This is a genomic window from uncultured Thiothrix sp., from assembly GCF_937876535.1.
Lineage (GTDB): Bacteria > Pseudomonadota > Gammaproteobacteria > Thiotrichales > Thiotrichaceae > Thiolinea.
Genome location: NZ_CALFHZ010000031.1, coordinates 1 through 14,922, shown reverse-complemented (window position 1 = coordinate 14,922; position 14,922 = coordinate 1). Strand labels below are relative to the sequence as shown.

Annotated in this window: 14 protein-coding genes; 7 read left to right on the top strand and 7 right to left on the bottom strand. The window is 44.8% G+C overall.

What is annotated here, in order from left to right:
* The first annotated feature begins 71 nt into the window (after positions 1-71).
* Both Q0230_RS19415 and Q0230_RS19410 read left to right on the top strand, forming a co-directional pair.
* The gene (locus Q0230_RS19415) at positions 72-650 is read left to right on the top strand and encodes a DUF1269 domain-containing protein (protein ID WP_298613509.1); all 579 of its coding nucleotides are present in this window, start codon (positions 72-74) and stop codon (positions 648-650) included.
* An 85-nt stretch (positions 651-735) separates the two neighbouring features.
* On the top strand, positions 736-1,323 hold the full coding sequence (locus Q0230_RS19410; protein ID WP_298613506.1) for an HdeD family acid-resistance protein: 588 nt from the start codon (positions 736-738) through the stop codon (positions 1,321-1,323).
* 58 nt (positions 1,324-1,381) lie between these two features.
* Here the strand turns inward: Q0230_RS19410 and truD are convergent, their stop codons facing one another.
* Positions 1,382-2,425 carry a tRNA pseudouridine(13) synthase TruD gene (gene truD, locus Q0230_RS19405; protein WP_298613503.1) on the bottom strand — a complete coding sequence of 348 codons (1,044 nt, stop codon included), beginning with the start codon at positions 2,423-2,425 and terminating at the stop codon, positions 1,382-1,384.
* Between the two features lie 7 nt (positions 2,426-2,432).
* Positions 2,433-3,371: a prenyltransferase gene (locus tag Q0230_RS19400; protein ID WP_298613500.1), complete on the bottom strand. Its 939-nt coding sequence runs from the start codon at positions 3,369-3,371 to the stop codon at positions 2,433-2,435.
* A gap of 63 nt (positions 3,372-3,434) precedes the next feature.
* Here Q0230_RS19400 and ubiD point away from each other — a divergent pair, with 63 nt between their 5' ends.
* On the top strand, positions 3,435-4,898 hold the full coding sequence (ubiD, locus tag Q0230_RS19395) for a 4-hydroxy-3-polyprenylbenzoate decarboxylase (RefSeq protein WP_298613497.1): 1,464 nt from the start codon (positions 3,435-3,437) through the stop codon (positions 4,896-4,898).
* Between the two features lie 62 nt (positions 4,899-4,960).
* Here the strand turns inward: ubiD and Q0230_RS19390 are convergent, their stop codons facing one another.
* From Q0230_RS19390 to Q0230_RS19375, 4 genes are all read right to left on the bottom strand, one after another.
* Positions 4,961-5,599, bottom strand: a complete 639-nt coding sequence (locus tag Q0230_RS19390; RefSeq protein ID WP_298613494.1) for a hypothetical protein — start codon at positions 5,597-5,599, stop codon at positions 4,961-4,963.
* A gap of 124 nt (positions 5,600-5,723) precedes the next feature.
* On the bottom strand, positions 5,724-6,353 hold the full coding sequence (locus tag Q0230_RS19385) for a response regulator transcription factor (RefSeq protein ID WP_298613491.1): 630 nt from the start codon (positions 6,351-6,353) through the stop codon (positions 5,724-5,726).
* 239 nt (positions 6,354-6,592) lie between these two features.
* Positions 6,593-7,393, bottom strand: a complete 801-nt coding sequence (locus tag Q0230_RS19380; RefSeq protein WP_298613487.1) for a hypothetical protein — start codon at positions 7,391-7,393, stop codon at positions 6,593-6,595.
* A gap of 31 nt (positions 7,394-7,424) precedes the next feature.
* Positions 7,425-7,883, bottom strand: coding sequence for a hypothetical protein (locus tag Q0230_RS19375; RefSeq protein ID WP_298613484.1), 459 nt, complete (start codon positions 7,881-7,883; stop codon positions 7,425-7,427).
* A gap of 186 nt (positions 7,884-8,069) precedes the next feature.
* On the opposite strand from Q0230_RS19375, the gene Q0230_RS19370 reads away from it, so the two are divergent.
* Complete coding sequence (locus Q0230_RS19370) at positions 8,070-8,696, top strand: hypothetical protein (protein ID WP_298613482.1); 627 nt, start codon at positions 8,070-8,072, stop codon at positions 8,694-8,696.
* Between the two features lie 6 nt (positions 8,697-8,702).
* Here Q0230_RS19370 and recQ read toward each other — a convergent pair whose 3' ends face one another.
* On the bottom strand, positions 8,703-10,511 hold the full coding sequence (gene recQ, locus Q0230_RS19365) for a DNA helicase RecQ (protein ID WP_298613479.1): 1,809 nt from the start codon (positions 10,509-10,511) through the stop codon (positions 8,703-8,705).
* A gap of 171 nt (positions 10,512-10,682) precedes the next feature.
* On the opposite strand from recQ, the gene Q0230_RS19360 reads away from it, so the two are divergent.
* The 3 genes from Q0230_RS19360 (at position 10,683) to glyS (ending at position 14,753) form a co-directional block, all read left to right on the top strand.
* A complete protein-coding gene (locus Q0230_RS19360; protein WP_298613476.1) occupies positions 10,683-11,630 on the top strand; it encodes a TerC family protein in 948 nt (315 codons plus the stop codon).
* Positions 11,631-11,770: 140 nt separating this feature from the next.
* Positions 11,771-12,685, top strand: a complete 915-nt coding sequence (gene glyQ, locus Q0230_RS19355) for a glycine--tRNA ligase subunit alpha (protein ID WP_298613603.1) — start codon at positions 11,771-11,773, stop codon at positions 12,683-12,685.
* A 1-nt stretch (position 12,686) separates the two neighbouring features.
* Positions 12,687-14,753, top strand: a complete 2,067-nt coding sequence (gene glyS / locus Q0230_RS19350; protein WP_298613473.1) for a glycine--tRNA ligase subunit beta — start codon at positions 12,687-12,689, stop codon at positions 14,751-14,753.
* Positions 14,754-14,922: the final 169 nt, after the last annotated feature.

Genomic DNA, 14,922 nt, shown 5'->3' with positions numbered 1-14,922 from the left:
AGACTAAACCACTAAGACAGCACAAGCTTGCGTGTGCCTTTATCTATTAGCCTTATCTTCAGGAGATTTCTATGAGCACTTTAGTGGCTATCGGTTTTGATGACGAAAAGACTGCCTTTGCAATGCGCGAAAAACTCGTTTCAATGCAAAAAGAATATTTAATTGAAATGGAAGATGCAGTCGTTGTCACTAAAAGTGCCGAAGGCAAAATTAAATTACATCAGGCTGTCAATTTAACAACCGCAGGTGCCGTAGGTGGTAGTTTCTGGGGGATGTTAATTGGTATGTTGTTTTTAAGCCCCTTATTAGGCGCAGCCGTAGGAGCTGGGACGGGTGCGTTAACAGGTGCACTGAGCGATATTGGTATTGAAGATAACTTCATGAAAGAGTTGGCAAGCTCCATGCAAACCGGCCAAGCCATGCTGTTCGTTTTAGTACGTCGTGCTACGACTGATAAAGTATTGGAGGGTTTAAAAGGTTTCCACGGCCGCATTATTCAAACTTCCTTAGCCAAAGACCAAGAAGATCAACTACGCCAAGTGTTATCCGCACCCGCTATTCAAGCACATATCGAAGCACAACAACAAGCCGCTCCAGCCGTTACCACACCTGCTGAAACGAGTACACCCAGTATTAATCTCAATCCCTAGTAACTTAATAACCGTCTTACTAGCTTGGTAGGGGAAAAGGACTTCCCCTGAAATTGTCTAAATTTTTTATTAAGAGTAAAAATTTATGGGTACGCTCTTGGCAAGTGCACTCGCTGAAACGAATGCGAAAATAGTGCGGGTCACCTCCAATTGGTATTGGTTTGTGATAGCAGGGCTAGTTTTTTTAATGGGTGGTTTTATTGCTATCTTTAGACCCGTCCTAGCTTCTTTCACAGTTGAAACGCTAATCGCCCTATTCTTCATTGTGGGTGGTATTTTACAGACCCTACAATTACTCCGTGCGGCTCGCAGCAGCTCATTTATTTGGTCTTTATTGCTGGGTATCTTATTTATTGCCCTAGGCGTTATCTTACTAACAAACCCAACCGCTGGTTTATCGAGCCTTACTTTACTAATAGTAGTTTTACTAGCTGCCTCGGGTATTACTAAAATCATTTATGCCTTTAAACTGCGCCCCCTGAATGGTTGGATATGGATGCTTATTTCTGGCTTGATCTCACTGTTATTAGCTTTTTTGCTAATGAACCATTGGGCTGCCAGTGTAGCGTTGACCTTAGGTGTCTTATTGGCTATAGAGCTGGTTAGCAGCGGTCTTTGGCTGCTCCTCATTGGATTTAGCTTTAGAAAACTCTATACAGAAATTCGCGCTTAAGGAGGATTCAAAATCCTCCTCACCTTATTACTTAATAACTAAACACTAACAATAAAGTTTAAGTAATTTTATCAGTGGTGCTGAACTGGCCTAATTGTTCTAATAAAATCGTCGCATAAGCCCCTGCAGGCAGGCTGAAACTTAAACGCAGAGTTGTTTCAGCCAACTGCTTAAACTCTAAATTAGCTACCTTAATCCGTAAAGCACGGCGCTCTTGTTTAAGTCCTTGCTTCTCTAAACCTGTACAGAAAATAGGAAATAAAGCAGCTTGTTCTAGCTCCAATTCGCGCACAACACCTTGACTCGCTAGCTCACCCCGCCCCCACAACACGCCAGTCGGATGCAAATCTAAAGCGGCTAAACGCGCTGCTAATTCAGGGCTAGCATCATCCGCAAACCAAGCACTACCCCCTTCAAACATGAACACATCACCTGTTACCCGCTGATCCCACGTATTCTGCTGAATTCGTGCTGAGAGCACATGATTAAAAATCCATGAGCGCGCTGCTGATAAGTACAGACTACGTTGATTGCGCTGCTTAGGTGTAAAACTACCTTCGAACCAGCATTGGGCTTTAGTTAAATTCCCCATATTATGCCCAAAGCGCTGCTCACCATAATAATTCGGTAAGCCACGCTGACTAATCTCAGCACAAATCGCGGCTGCAGCGGCAAAATCACCTGAACAATTGCGTAAACTCAGAATAAACTCATTGCTCAGCAAAGCACCACGGCGCAGTTTTTTATCGTGACGTTGCTGCTGAAGAATTTCAATTTCGGCTGGTAAATCAGCAAAACTAGGATCCGCTTTGCCTGGCAATTGCACACTAAACCATTGCGTAGTAACAGCGTGTCGATCTTTTAAACCTGCATAGCCCACTTCACTAGCTGGCACTTGCGCACAGCGAGCAATCTGCCCCGCAACCCAGTCGGTATTCGCACCAGTTTTACGGATTTGCAACCATAAATGCTCACCGCTACCCGATAAATCAATATCGATATGCTCATTAACAATAAAATCTTCGGGCTGCTGGCGGAATTGTCCAGTTAAAGGCGCAGCATAAGCGCGGGCGAAAGTCGCCATAGTAAAATTAGTAGTCATCTGCAAACTATACCAGCGCTAAACTTAAAGTTAACAGGCAGCCATGCAAAATTACGCTAGCAATGGTCATTTTGATAGCGGGTACTAAGCGTTCGGTTTGCACGGCATAGCGTTTTAATAAGAAAGCTGCGCTTAGGCTCAGCCCTAAAGGCAAAGCACTCACTAAAGCCAGGCTAGGCAAGCAACCGAAGATGACTAAGCATATTAAAATCAGTCCCGCTAGCAAAACATTACTTAGATAAATCCAAGCTGCTGTTTGCACACCAAAGCGCACTACCCAATGGTGCTTACCACTAGCTGCATCCGCTTTAGCATCAGGAAACTGATTAATCAGCAAAATATTCATTGCGAGTAAGCCTAAGGGTAAACCAATAAGACTTGGATACTCAGCAAGATCACTCGTTTGTACATACCAAGCCCCCAAGGGAGCCAGCACGCCAATACTGATAGCCACAGCAGGCTCCCCTAAACCACGACTATTCAATTGCAAGGGAGGCGCTGAATATCCCCAACCGATTAAGCAACCAGCCAAGCCAATCCAAAGTAAATCCAGCCCTGTTTGCCACACCAACAGTAAGCCTAGCAAAATCGCCGTTCCCAATAAACTCCACGCAAAAGCAAAGGTTTGCTCTGCACTCAAGACCTGATTTTGAATAAAACGACTCCCACCGGTGAAAGGATAAAGCCGTTCTGTATTCAGCCGGTCAGTACCGTTTTGCTCATCGTAATAATCATTAATCACATTCACACCAGCATGAATTAAGAGGATCGCTAACAGACTTAGCGCAAATAAACCGACTTGAAACACATAGCCTTGATAAATCGCTGCTGCAGTTCCCACACAAACCGGCATGAGGCTGGCTAGCAAAAAAGCTGGGCGAGTGGCTAGGCTGTAACGCACTAAAGGTGATTGTTGCAATAAAGCAAGGCTTGGTTCTTGTGGCATCGACTACTGATAAACTGAGTAAGAACATAGCGACTTTAAGCTATTTTCCGCTATTATCGCCTGATGAAATATCAAGACTTACGTGATTTTATCCAGCAATTGGAAAAAATGGGTGAACTCAAGCGGATTAAAACCGAGGTTGACCCACATTTAGAAATGACTGAGATCGCTGACCGTGTATTACGCGCTGGTGGCCCTGCACTTTTATTTGAAAACCCTAAAGGCTATAGCACTCCGGTCTTAGCTAACCTATTTGGCACACCCCGCCGTGTTGCCTTGGGCATGGGTGAAGAATCGACAGCGGCTTTACGCGAGGTAGGCACTTTACTCGCAGCACTTAAACAACCCGAGCCACCCAAAGGTTTGAAAGACGCTTGGAATGCTTTACCCGTTTTCAAAAAAGTGCTGGATATGGCACCCAAGCAGGTCAGCCGTCCCGCTTGCCAAGCAGTCGTCTTAGAAGGCGAGCAAATCGATCTTGGCCAATTGCCGATTCAACACTGCTGGCCGGGTGATGTAGCACCTTTAATTACTTGGGGTTTAGTAATCACCAAAGGCCCAGAGAAAAAGCGCCAGAATTTAGGGATTTATCGCCAACAAGTTTTAGGCAAAAACAAAGTCATTATGCGTTGGTTATCCCACCGTGGTGGGGCTTTAGATTTCCTTGATTGGCAGCGCAAACATCCGGATGAGCCATTTCCGATTGCTGTGGCTTTAGGTGCTGATCCTGCAACGATTTTAGGCGCTGTCACTCCAGTCCCTGATACTTTATCGGAATATGCTTTTGCAGGCTTATTACGTGGCTCACGCACTGAATTAGCTAAAGCCTTGCTGTCTGATTTGCAAGTACCCGCTGCCGCTGAGTTTGTACTCGAAGGTTTTATCTATCCGAATGACTATGCACCCGAAGGCCCTTATGGTGATCATACAGGCTATTATAATGAAGTGGATACTTTCCCTGTTTTCACGATTGAGCGTATTACCCATCGCAAAGATCCGATTTACCACAGCACCTATACAGGCCGCCCACCGGATGAGCCAGCCATTTTAGGGGTGGCTTTAAATGAAGTATTTGTGCCGATTCTGCAAAAGCAATTTCCCGAGATTGTAGATTTCTATTTACCGCCTGAAGGCTGCTCCTATCGAATGGCAGTGGTAAGTATCAAGAAGCAATATGCTGGGCATGCCAAACGCGTGATGATGGGCGTTTGGTCGTTCTTACGCCAGTTTATGTATACCAAATTTATTATTGTGGTAGATGAAGATATTAATACACGCAATTGGCAAGATGTTATTTGGGCAATGACTACCCGTATGGATCCGGCTCGAGATACCGTATTGATTGAGAATACACCAATTGATTATCTCGATTTTGCCTCACCCGTTTCTGGGCTTGGTTCAAAAATGGGCTTAGATGCCACTAATAAATGGAAAGGTGAAACCTCACGCGAATGGGGAACCCCCATTGTGATGGACCAAAAAGTCAAAGACAGAGTGGATGTGATCTGGCAGGAGTTAGGCTTATAAGTAAACCTCAAAAAGCCACGTTATTTGAATCTAAGCGTGGCTAAAACTTTTACAGGACACTGCTAGTCAAAGAAATACATAATAAAATCGCCTTTGTTATAACTAGATTTCCCCCACCAATTGCAGCCTTTGTAATTATCATAACCAGTTGAATACATATGCTGTATCCCGCCAGTATAAACATAACCTACATTTGTCCAAGAACCATTGTATTGCACTTGACCATACCATGAGCCACTTTGTACCCGTGCAAAACATACGGCCGTATTACGATAGTAGTTGTAGGCATAAACTTGCCCATTATAACCAACAACTTGATTCCAACGTGTTACCACTGTATACAAGTTGACGCTACCACTTGTTGATTTAGTAGCCGTTTTTTCACCTAAACGACTGACATCTAAGGAAATACTAGCCTCTGGATAAAGTTTAAGCCTTAACCTGTCCACAGACTCTGAAACTTTTGAAAAAACATCTTGGGAATACTTCATATCTGTAGGAATAGCATTTAACAACTGCTGAGCATCGACCGAAGCTGGAGCCGCTAGATCAACTTTAAACCCATCAAACATTTTGGTGGTTTTCACTAAATCAGTGCCAGTACTATGACTTGGAGCCGTATCAGCGGCTACTAAACTGTTGGTTGCTAATAAGCCCAGAGTAGCTAAGGCTAACTTAGCTAATAAATATTGTTTCTTCATCACTTGCCTCGCATTAAATAGATTTTTCAATAAATTTAAGCGCCTCCCTTATAAAGAACAATATGGACGAAGCTATAAGTGAAAACTCAGCTATATGAATAAGTACATATATATAAAGTACTAATCAAAAGGTGGAAATAAGCCCTGCCTTCGCTGCATATTTAATTGCACAAATTCGATTATTTACTTTAAACTCCTTTAAAATAGCGCTTACATGCAATTTAATAGTTCCATCAGTACACTTCAATTGACTAGCAATAGCTTTGTTAGAACAACCTGCGGCTATTAACTTCAATACTTGAAGTTGTCGAGGTGTCAAAAGACTTTTTATAGACGACTGAGTATGGGCTAGAGATAACTCAAGGTCGAGCGTTGGATGTGCCACTAGTAGGCTAGGAGAAATATAGCATTCACCCATTAGAATCAGCTTTAATGCATTTTCTACCTCATGAATATCAGCTGACTTTTCTAAAAACCCATCAACTTTAAGTTGTTGATTAAGCTGTTTAAGCAACTGATTTTTTTCTAAAATAATTAAAATTTTTAGCTCAGGTAATCTGTTTCTAAGTTGCTCTAACCATTGATGCTCCTCTACGTGCTCATCAATACAACAAATTGCTAAATCAAAATTAGTGGGGATTTCTAATAGGGCAACTGCCTGTTCGGGCGTAGCTGCTTCAAAGATGGAGGCCTGTTTAACCACTTTTAGCAGCTGTGACGCAATAGCCTCTCTGAATAGAGGATAATAATTCATGATCAGAACTCGCATTTCTAATCAACCTCGCTATAAAATATATGACCTAAGTAGTACCCTTATCCTTTTCCTATGCTTTTAGTTATGAGTATAGAATATATATTTGGTTATTCTTTGGATTGCTATTTTTAGGAAAGATTCAAAAAAATTAGCACTAGAAGAGCAAACATTGCTTATGAGTTGTACAAATTAATGATGCACTAGTAAACTGTGTAAAAAACGATCTAAATCTTATCTTTTTAGGGAAGACGATTCAAAGACTGGCCGTCTGCCGCGATATAGACTAACCAACCTGAGCCATCCGGTTTAGGTACTGTCATTACTTCAGTGGACTCTGGAAATACATTCTGTTCCCACAAGGCTTGTAAAGGATCGACACCAGTTGGAACTTGCCCTTGGATATCTAATTTACAAAACCCCTGCCCGCACTCAGCACGAGTTTGTAACAGATTGCTTAACTGTGCTTGATTGAACGCATCTTCTGCTTTTTGCTGAAAAACACTTTGACGTGCTACATCGGGGGTATCGGTTTGGAGTTTAAGATCCAGCTGGCTCACTTGAGCCTTTAAGCTGCGTTTCGCTTGCTGTGCTTGATTTTCGAGAAGCTGCTCAGTAGGCGGTGGCTCAACTGCTAGTGCCACAGTCGTTGTTTGTTCAGCATTAGGGATCTGCGTAGATGCAGAAGGATTAGCTTGAATTTTTGCCAAAACTTGGGCTTGCTGCTGCTTCAATTCATCAACTTGCTTTTGTAAACCAGCTAAAGTATTGACTTGTTGAGTTTTCAGCTCTTGCAAGCGTGCTTCAAAACTAGTTTGTAGGCTTTGGAGTTGCTGACGAATTAATTGAGTCTCTTCAGCAGGCTGCATAGTAGGGGCTTTAACATCGGGAAAGCGCAACTGCTCCGCTGCTACTGACATGGGAGCAGTTGGCTGTACAATTTGGGTTTCAGGAACTTTTTGATGGCTGTCGCTCCACCAGTAATAACCATAAAAGGCTGCTAAAACATACAAAACCGCGACTAATGCCAGCACAATACGCATGGACTGAAACCCTGATGATTACTTAGCTTACTTAATTATCTTGCCAGCTCACGCCACGTATGGTGGTGCCTTGAGCCACATTGCAGCTTACACTGTAGGTGTCATAATTCGCCATAGTACCCAAATTGCTAGTATTGAAGGCTGCTACTACATTGCCTGTACCACGCGCCACCACAGAAATTGAGAAACCCGCCCCTGTTAAATAATCACTATGTACGACTTTACAAGTGGTTTCACGTGCACCAGGATGGTTTAAATTCACATATAAGGTTTGACGTACCAACATAGTACGTTGTATGGGACATGCAACCCAGGCGCTACCTGCACCAATCCGTGCATAACCAGTATCACCGACTTTATTAAACTGAGTAGTTTGATTTCCCAAGAGTGGGCTACAAGCCGCGCCAGGAATCGATTGCCAAGCTGCTTGAGCAGTGGTTGATAAAACGGCTAATAAAGCTGTGGAAGCTAAGACAGAACCTAAACGCATTGCTTACTCCTCTTCAATTTAATTCAATTCAAACGGTTTAGACTGTTTGCTTATACTGCAAGTTTCACAGTTTTACTAGTACACCGTTTACACATCTACCCTTCGCCGAACATCTGCAGACTCAGGCTAATGAATTTAATTTCTGGCATGATTTTGAGAATTAATAAAAAAATGGAATGAGGCATCATGCAAGAAATCTCTCTATTTGATTGGCGTGACAATAAAGACGCTTGGATTAAAAAATATATCGCCCCTGGCATCCGTACTGGAGATGTTGATCTAATGATTGATGAGCTTGGGCCTGATATTTATTGTTTCCCTTTATTTACGGATACCTTTTGCTATGAGGTTGTCGAGCAAGCAGAACGCTTAGGGAAATGGACGACTGCACGCCATGAATACTACCCCACTACGGATGTTTTATTACAAGACTTAGGCTTAGCGGAAATGTATCACCAAGTGATGCATACTTTCTGCCATCCCATCGCCCGCAAAATTTGGCGCTTAGAGGGGCGGCATTGGGAGGAGATGGTCGAAGAAAGTTTTATGGCGCGCTATCGGTCTAATGAACAAGTGCTGCTTTCAGTCCATCAAGACTATGCGGATTATACCTTCACTGTAGGCTTGAATAGTGGCTTTGAAGGTGGCGGTACTTGGTTTGTGCGCCAAAAGATTTTAGGCAACCCAAAAAGTGGCTATTGCACTCTGTTTCCATGTATTACCCACCCTCACGGTGGTCGCCCGACGACTAAAGGCACACGTTATATTGTAGTGTCATTCTGCCGCCGTCGGCATTTATATGAACATGGCTAAAACTCGTTAGTGTTGTAGCAGCTCATCTAAAAACACTTGCCCATAGCTCGCTAATTTACGCTGGCCGATGCCACTGAGCAAAGCCAGCTCGGCCAAACTTCGCGGACGCTGCTGAAGCATTTCACGCAAAGTCGCATCGTGGAAAATCACATACGGTGGCACACCATGCTCTTTAGCTAATTGCGCGCGCACGCGGCGTAAACCATCCCAAAGGGGTTGATCAGTCCAGCGAATCGGTTGTTCCGCACTAGCTTTAAGCTTAGCTTTTTTCTTTGCGGTTTTACGCTCACGACGGAGAGATAATTTAGTTTCACCACGCAATAAAGGCCGTGCTTGCTCAGTGAGATATAAAGCGCCATACCCTTCTAAGTCGACATTCAAATAACCTAGAGCAATCAGTTGGCGAAATAAGGTACGCCATTCATTGCTTGAAAGCTCTTTTCCAATCCCAAAGGTGGATAATTTGGTATGCCCATTATGCTTGATGCGTTCTTCATCTTTGCCAAGCAATACATCAATCACATAAGTGACACCAAAACGTTGGCCGGTACGATATACACAAGATAAAGCCTTTTGCGCGGCTAGTGATGCATCCCAACTTTCTGGGGCTTGCAGGCAGTTATCACAATTTCCACAAGGCTTAGAGCCAGTTTCACCGAAATAATCTAACAGGGCTTGGCGACGACAGGTAATGAGTTCGCATAAGCCGAGCATTGCGTCTAATTTGTGATACTCAATACGTTTTTGCTGCTCTGGCAAATTAGAAGTTTCCATCATTTGCCGCAAGCTAATCACATCTTGTAGGCCATATGCCATCCATGCATTCGCTGGCTCACCATCACGTCCAGCCCGTCCGGTTTCTTGGTAATAAGCCTCAATACTTTTCGGCAAACTTAAATGCGCGACAAAACGTACATCAGGCTTATCAATCCCCATCCCAAAAGCAATCGTTGCGACAATAATCACCCCATCTTCCCGCAAAAAGCGCTCTTGATTCACTCGCCGCACTTCAGCACTCAAACCGGCATGATAAGGTAGCGCAATCCGCCCTTGTTGAGCTAACCAAGTCGCGGTATCTTCAACCTTTTTACGTGAGAGACAATAGACAATCCCCGCGTCTTCAGGATGATTCGTCTCCAAAAAATCCCAAAGCTGCTGACGGGCGTTTTGCCCATCTTGAATTAAATAGCGAATATTCGGACGATCAAAGCTATTAATAAAGACCGCTGCCTGATCCAGCTTGAGCTGGCTGATAATTTCTTGGCGAGTGCGCAAATCAGCGGTAGCGGTCAAAGCCATCCTTGGTACGTTCGGAAAGCGCTCTGCCAAGATATACAGCTGTTGGTATTCAGGGCGAAAATCATGCCCCCATTGCGAGACACAATGCGCCTCATCAATCGCAAATACGGAAATACCCACCCGCGCACGCGCAATCTCTAATAAATTCAGCATCCGATCAGTCACTAGACGCTCAGGCGCAACATAAAGTAGGTCTAATTCACCCGCTAACAGGGCTTTTTCAATGCGCTGCACTTCGTTGAAGTCGAGGGTAGAATTTAAGAATTCAGCACGAATCCCCAACTGCTGCAAAGCCACTACTTGATCGTGCATCAGAGCAATCAGCGGTGAAACTACAATCCCTACCCCTTCACGCACCAAGGCCGGAATTTGATAGCAAAGCGATTTGCCGCCACCGGTGGGCATTAACGCCAAGACATCCTGACCTGCCAGCAACGCCGCAATAATCGCCTGTTGATTGAGGCGAAAATCGGTATAACCATAAATAGTTTTGAGGATTTGTTGAGCGCGTTGCATGTAAAGATTATGCCATGCTTCTAGTTTTGACTCAGCTTAGATTCATCAAACGCACAATCCAAACTGTGTTTATTCGCCATCATGACTGTCCTTGTTTTACAGTCACAACATCAATTCCTACTAAACTACTAGGCATTGACTTCAGATTACAACTATTAGGAGTGACTCACCGTGGAGACCATTGGCACCCCGTGGATGTGGGCAGTTTTTTTTGTCTTTGTGGTTGCCATGATTTTGGCAGACTTATTTCTACTTGGAGGCCGTAAAGCACATAAGGTCTCTTTCAAAGAAGCAGCTATTTGGTCGTTGGTTTGGATTACGATTGCCCTGCTATTTGCACTGGGTCTTTGGTGGTATTTATCTGAAACCCAAGGTCGAGCACTGGCTGATACCAAAGCACTTGAGTTTATTACGGGTTATTTAGTAGAGAAATCCTTAGCAGTCGATAATATCTTTGTATGGTTAATGATCTTTAGCTATTTCTCTGTACCCATCGAATATCAACGCCGAATTTTGCTGTATGGTGTGCTAGGTGCTCTGGTCATGCGCACAGTGATGATACTAATGGGCGCGTGGTTACTCACTCATTTCCATTGGATACTTTATGTGTTTGGTGCTTTCCTTGTATTTACAGGGATTAAAATGCTTTGGGCTTCTGAACATCAGCCTGACCTTGAAAACAATAAACTAGTACGCTGGATTCGCGGACATATGCGCATGACCACCACTCTGCATGAAGAACGCTTCTTTGTGATGCAAGATGGCTTGCGCTATGCAACTCCTTTATTTTTAGTGTTAGTCTTAGTGGAAATCACCGACTTAATTTTCGCCGTAGATTCGATCCCAGCGATTTTCGCGATTACTTCTGATCCCTTCATTGTGTTAACTTCGAATGTCTTCGCAATTCTAGGTTTACGCGCTATGTACTTCTTATTAGCGGATGTAGCTGATCGCTTTGTCTATTTGAAATATGGTTTAGCCTTAGTCCTGCTCTTTATCGGCGCGAAAATGTTGTTACTCGATGTATATAAAATACCGATTACTTGGTCTTTAGGGGTCGTCGCTAGCTTAATTGCAGGCTCGGTGATTCTTAGCCTTTTACGCACGCGCACTGCCTAGTCAGAATTGAAAGCAAGGGTAGGAACTCTACCCTTCTTTCTATTCCCGCCACTCATCTCGTTTTCGTCTGCTGGCTGCTGCTAGCTTAATCAATGTGCAGTATACTCGGCGCTTTCTTGGCAAAAATTACAGAATCAACAATGGCTAACTACGACTTATCCACCTTTCAGGGCATGATTCAAGCACTGCAAGCGTATTGGGCTGAGCAAGGTTGTGTGTTAATGCAGCCTTATGATATGGAAATGGGCGCTGGGACTTTCCATCCTGCCACTTTCTTACGAGCAGTCGGCCCTGAGCCTTGGCGTGCTGCTTATGTACAACCTTCACGCCGCCCTACCGATGGTCGCTATGGTGAAAACCCGAATCGTTTACAGCACTACTATCAATTCCAAGTTTTGCTTAAGCCCTCGCCACCCAATTTCCAAGAGCTGTATTTAGGCTCACTCAAGGCTTTGGGGTTTGATCCTTTAGTGAACGATATTCGCTTCGTGGAAGATAACTGGGAATCACCCACTTTAGGCGCTTGGGGCTTAGGCTGGGAAATTTGGCTGAATGGGATGGAAGTCACTCAGTTTACCTATTTCCAACAAGTCGGTGGCTTAGATTGTCGGCCAGTCAGTGGTGAAATCACTTATGGCTTGGAACGCTTAGCCATGTATATGCAAAACGTCACTAGTGTTTACGATTTAGTCTGGGCGCGTGGCCCTCAAGGCATCGTAACTTATGGGGATGTCTACCATCAAAACGAAGTTGAGCAGTCGACTTATAACTTCGAGCATGCAGATACTGAGGCACTGTTCCATCAATTCAATGTGGCTGAGCGTGAAAGCCAGCGGATGAGTGAATTAGGTTTACCGCTGCCAGCGTATGAGCAAATGCTCAAAGCCTCACATACCTTTAACCTCTTGGATGCGCGCAAAGCTATCTCTGTCACTGAGCGCCAACGCTATATTTTGCGCGTGCGTACTTTAGCGCGGGCAGTAGCAGAAGGTTATTACGCCACCCGTGAGAAGCTCGGTTTCCCGATGCTGCAATCAGGACAAAAGGTAGCTTAAGATGACAGACAAAATTGATTTACTGGTAGAAATCGGCACCGAAGAACTACCACCGAAAGCTTTAAAGAAACTTTCTGATGCCTTCACCGATGGTATTGTAGCAGGCTATCAAACAGCAGGCTTAGCTGCTGAGGAAGTGATTGCTTATGCCGCTCCGCGACGTTTAGCGGTTTGGTTGAAAGGCATTCCAGCCCAACAAGCCGATCAACTGGTTGAAAAACGTGGCCCTGCAGTCCAAGCAGCCTTTGATAAAGACGGCAAGCCGTCTAAAGCAGCCCAAGGCTTTGCGGCCTCTTGTGGAGTGGAGTTTGCCGCCTTACAGCGTTTGGAAACTGATAAAGGTGCTTGGCTGGTTTTCCGCCAACAGCAAGCCGGACAGAAAACCGCAGAGCTATTCCCAACAATGGTCGATCAATCCTTAGCGAATTTACCGATTCCCAAACGCATGCGCTGGGGCGATGGTGAGGCTGAGTTTGTGCGCCCCGTGCATTGGATTGTGATGTTAGCGGATGAGCAGGTCATCGATGCTGAAATCCTCAGCATTAAAACCGGCCGTGAAAGTCGTGGTCATCGTTTCCATGCCCCTGCACTAATTAATATTCGTAAACCGGCTGATTATGCAGTGCAATTAGGCGAAGCTTATGTCGTCGCACGCTTTGAAGCGCGTAGCGAAATGATCAGCAAACGTGTACACGAACTTGCGACTGAACTCGGTGGCAAAGCCATTATGCCGGATTCCTTACTGGATGAAGTGGCTGCTTTGGTCGAATGGCCTGTCCCCATTGCTGGGCGCTTTGAAGAAAAATTCCTCGATGTGCCACAAGAAGCACTGATTCATACCATGCAAGGTGACCAGAAATATTTTGGTCTGACTGATGCTAATGGCAAGTTAATGCCGAACTTCATCACCATCAGCAATATTGAAAGCAAAGACCCGAGCAAAGTCAGCGAAGGCAATGAGCGCGTAATTCGCCCCCGCTTTAGCGATGCGGCTTTCTTCTGGGAACAAGACAAAAAGCAAGCTTTGGAAGCACGTCGTGACAAGTTGAAAACCGTTGTGTTCCAACAGCAACTCGGCACATTGCATGACAAATCAGCGCGCGTTGCTCAACTAGCAAAATATATCGCCCAGCAACTGAAAGCCGATGAAAGTTTAGCGGTGCGTGCTGCTGAATTAGGCAAATGCGACTTAGTCACCAATATGGTGTTTGAGTTTACTGACCTGCAAGGCACGATGGGACGCTATTACGCCCAACATGACGGCGAAGCAGCAGAAGTCGCGCAAGCTTTAGAAGAACAGTATTTACCGCGCTTTGCTGGTGATCAACTCCCGAGCACTGCAACCGGACGCATTCTGGCCTTAGCTGAACGAATTGATACCCTAGCTGGTATTTTTGCTATTGGCCAAAAGCCGACGGGTACTAAAGACCCCTTTGGTTTACGCCGCTTAGCAGTGGGTGTCTTGCGTATCCTGATTGAGCAAAAACTTCCTTTAGATCTAGCCGATCTCCTCGATCAAGCTGCGAATAATCTAACGGCACAATTAGGCCAAAAGCCGGACATGCAAGAAGCGCTCGATTATATTCTGGAACGCTTGCGGGCTTACTACCAAGAACAAGGTATTAATGCTGAACTAGTGGAAGCAGTTGCTGCATTGAAACCGACTCAACCTTTAGACTTTGATCAGCGTTTGAAAGCGGTGGTGTCTTTCCGCCAGTTGGCAGCTTCAGAAAGCTTAGCGGCTGCGAATAAGCGGATTAGCAATATTCTGAAGAAAGTTGAAACGACGATTCCAACTGAAGTCAATCTGAGCTTGCTCAAGGAAGGTGCTGAACAAGCCTTGGCTGAAAGCTTACAAGCTCAGCAAGCCAAAGTGTTGCCTTTATTTGCAGCGGGTGATTATGAGCAAGCCTTGTTATCGCTAGCGCATTTACGTGAGCCTGTTGATACCTTCTTTAATGATGTGATGGTCAATACTGAAGATGAGGCTTTACGGAATAATCGCTTGGCTTTATTAAATCAATTGCGCGGACTGTTCTTGCGCGTGGCTGATTTATCAGTGTTATAGATGATGGATGGGCTAGGCAGGTTCATAAAACTGCCTAGCTTAGAAGCGACTTAATCTTCCTCAGCAGCGGGTGCAGGCTGTGGCGCAGCAGGAGCCACGGGTTGAGGTACAGCTGCTGGAGCTGGAGCTGGAGCTGGAGCTGGAGCTGGAGCTGGAGCTGGAGCTGGAG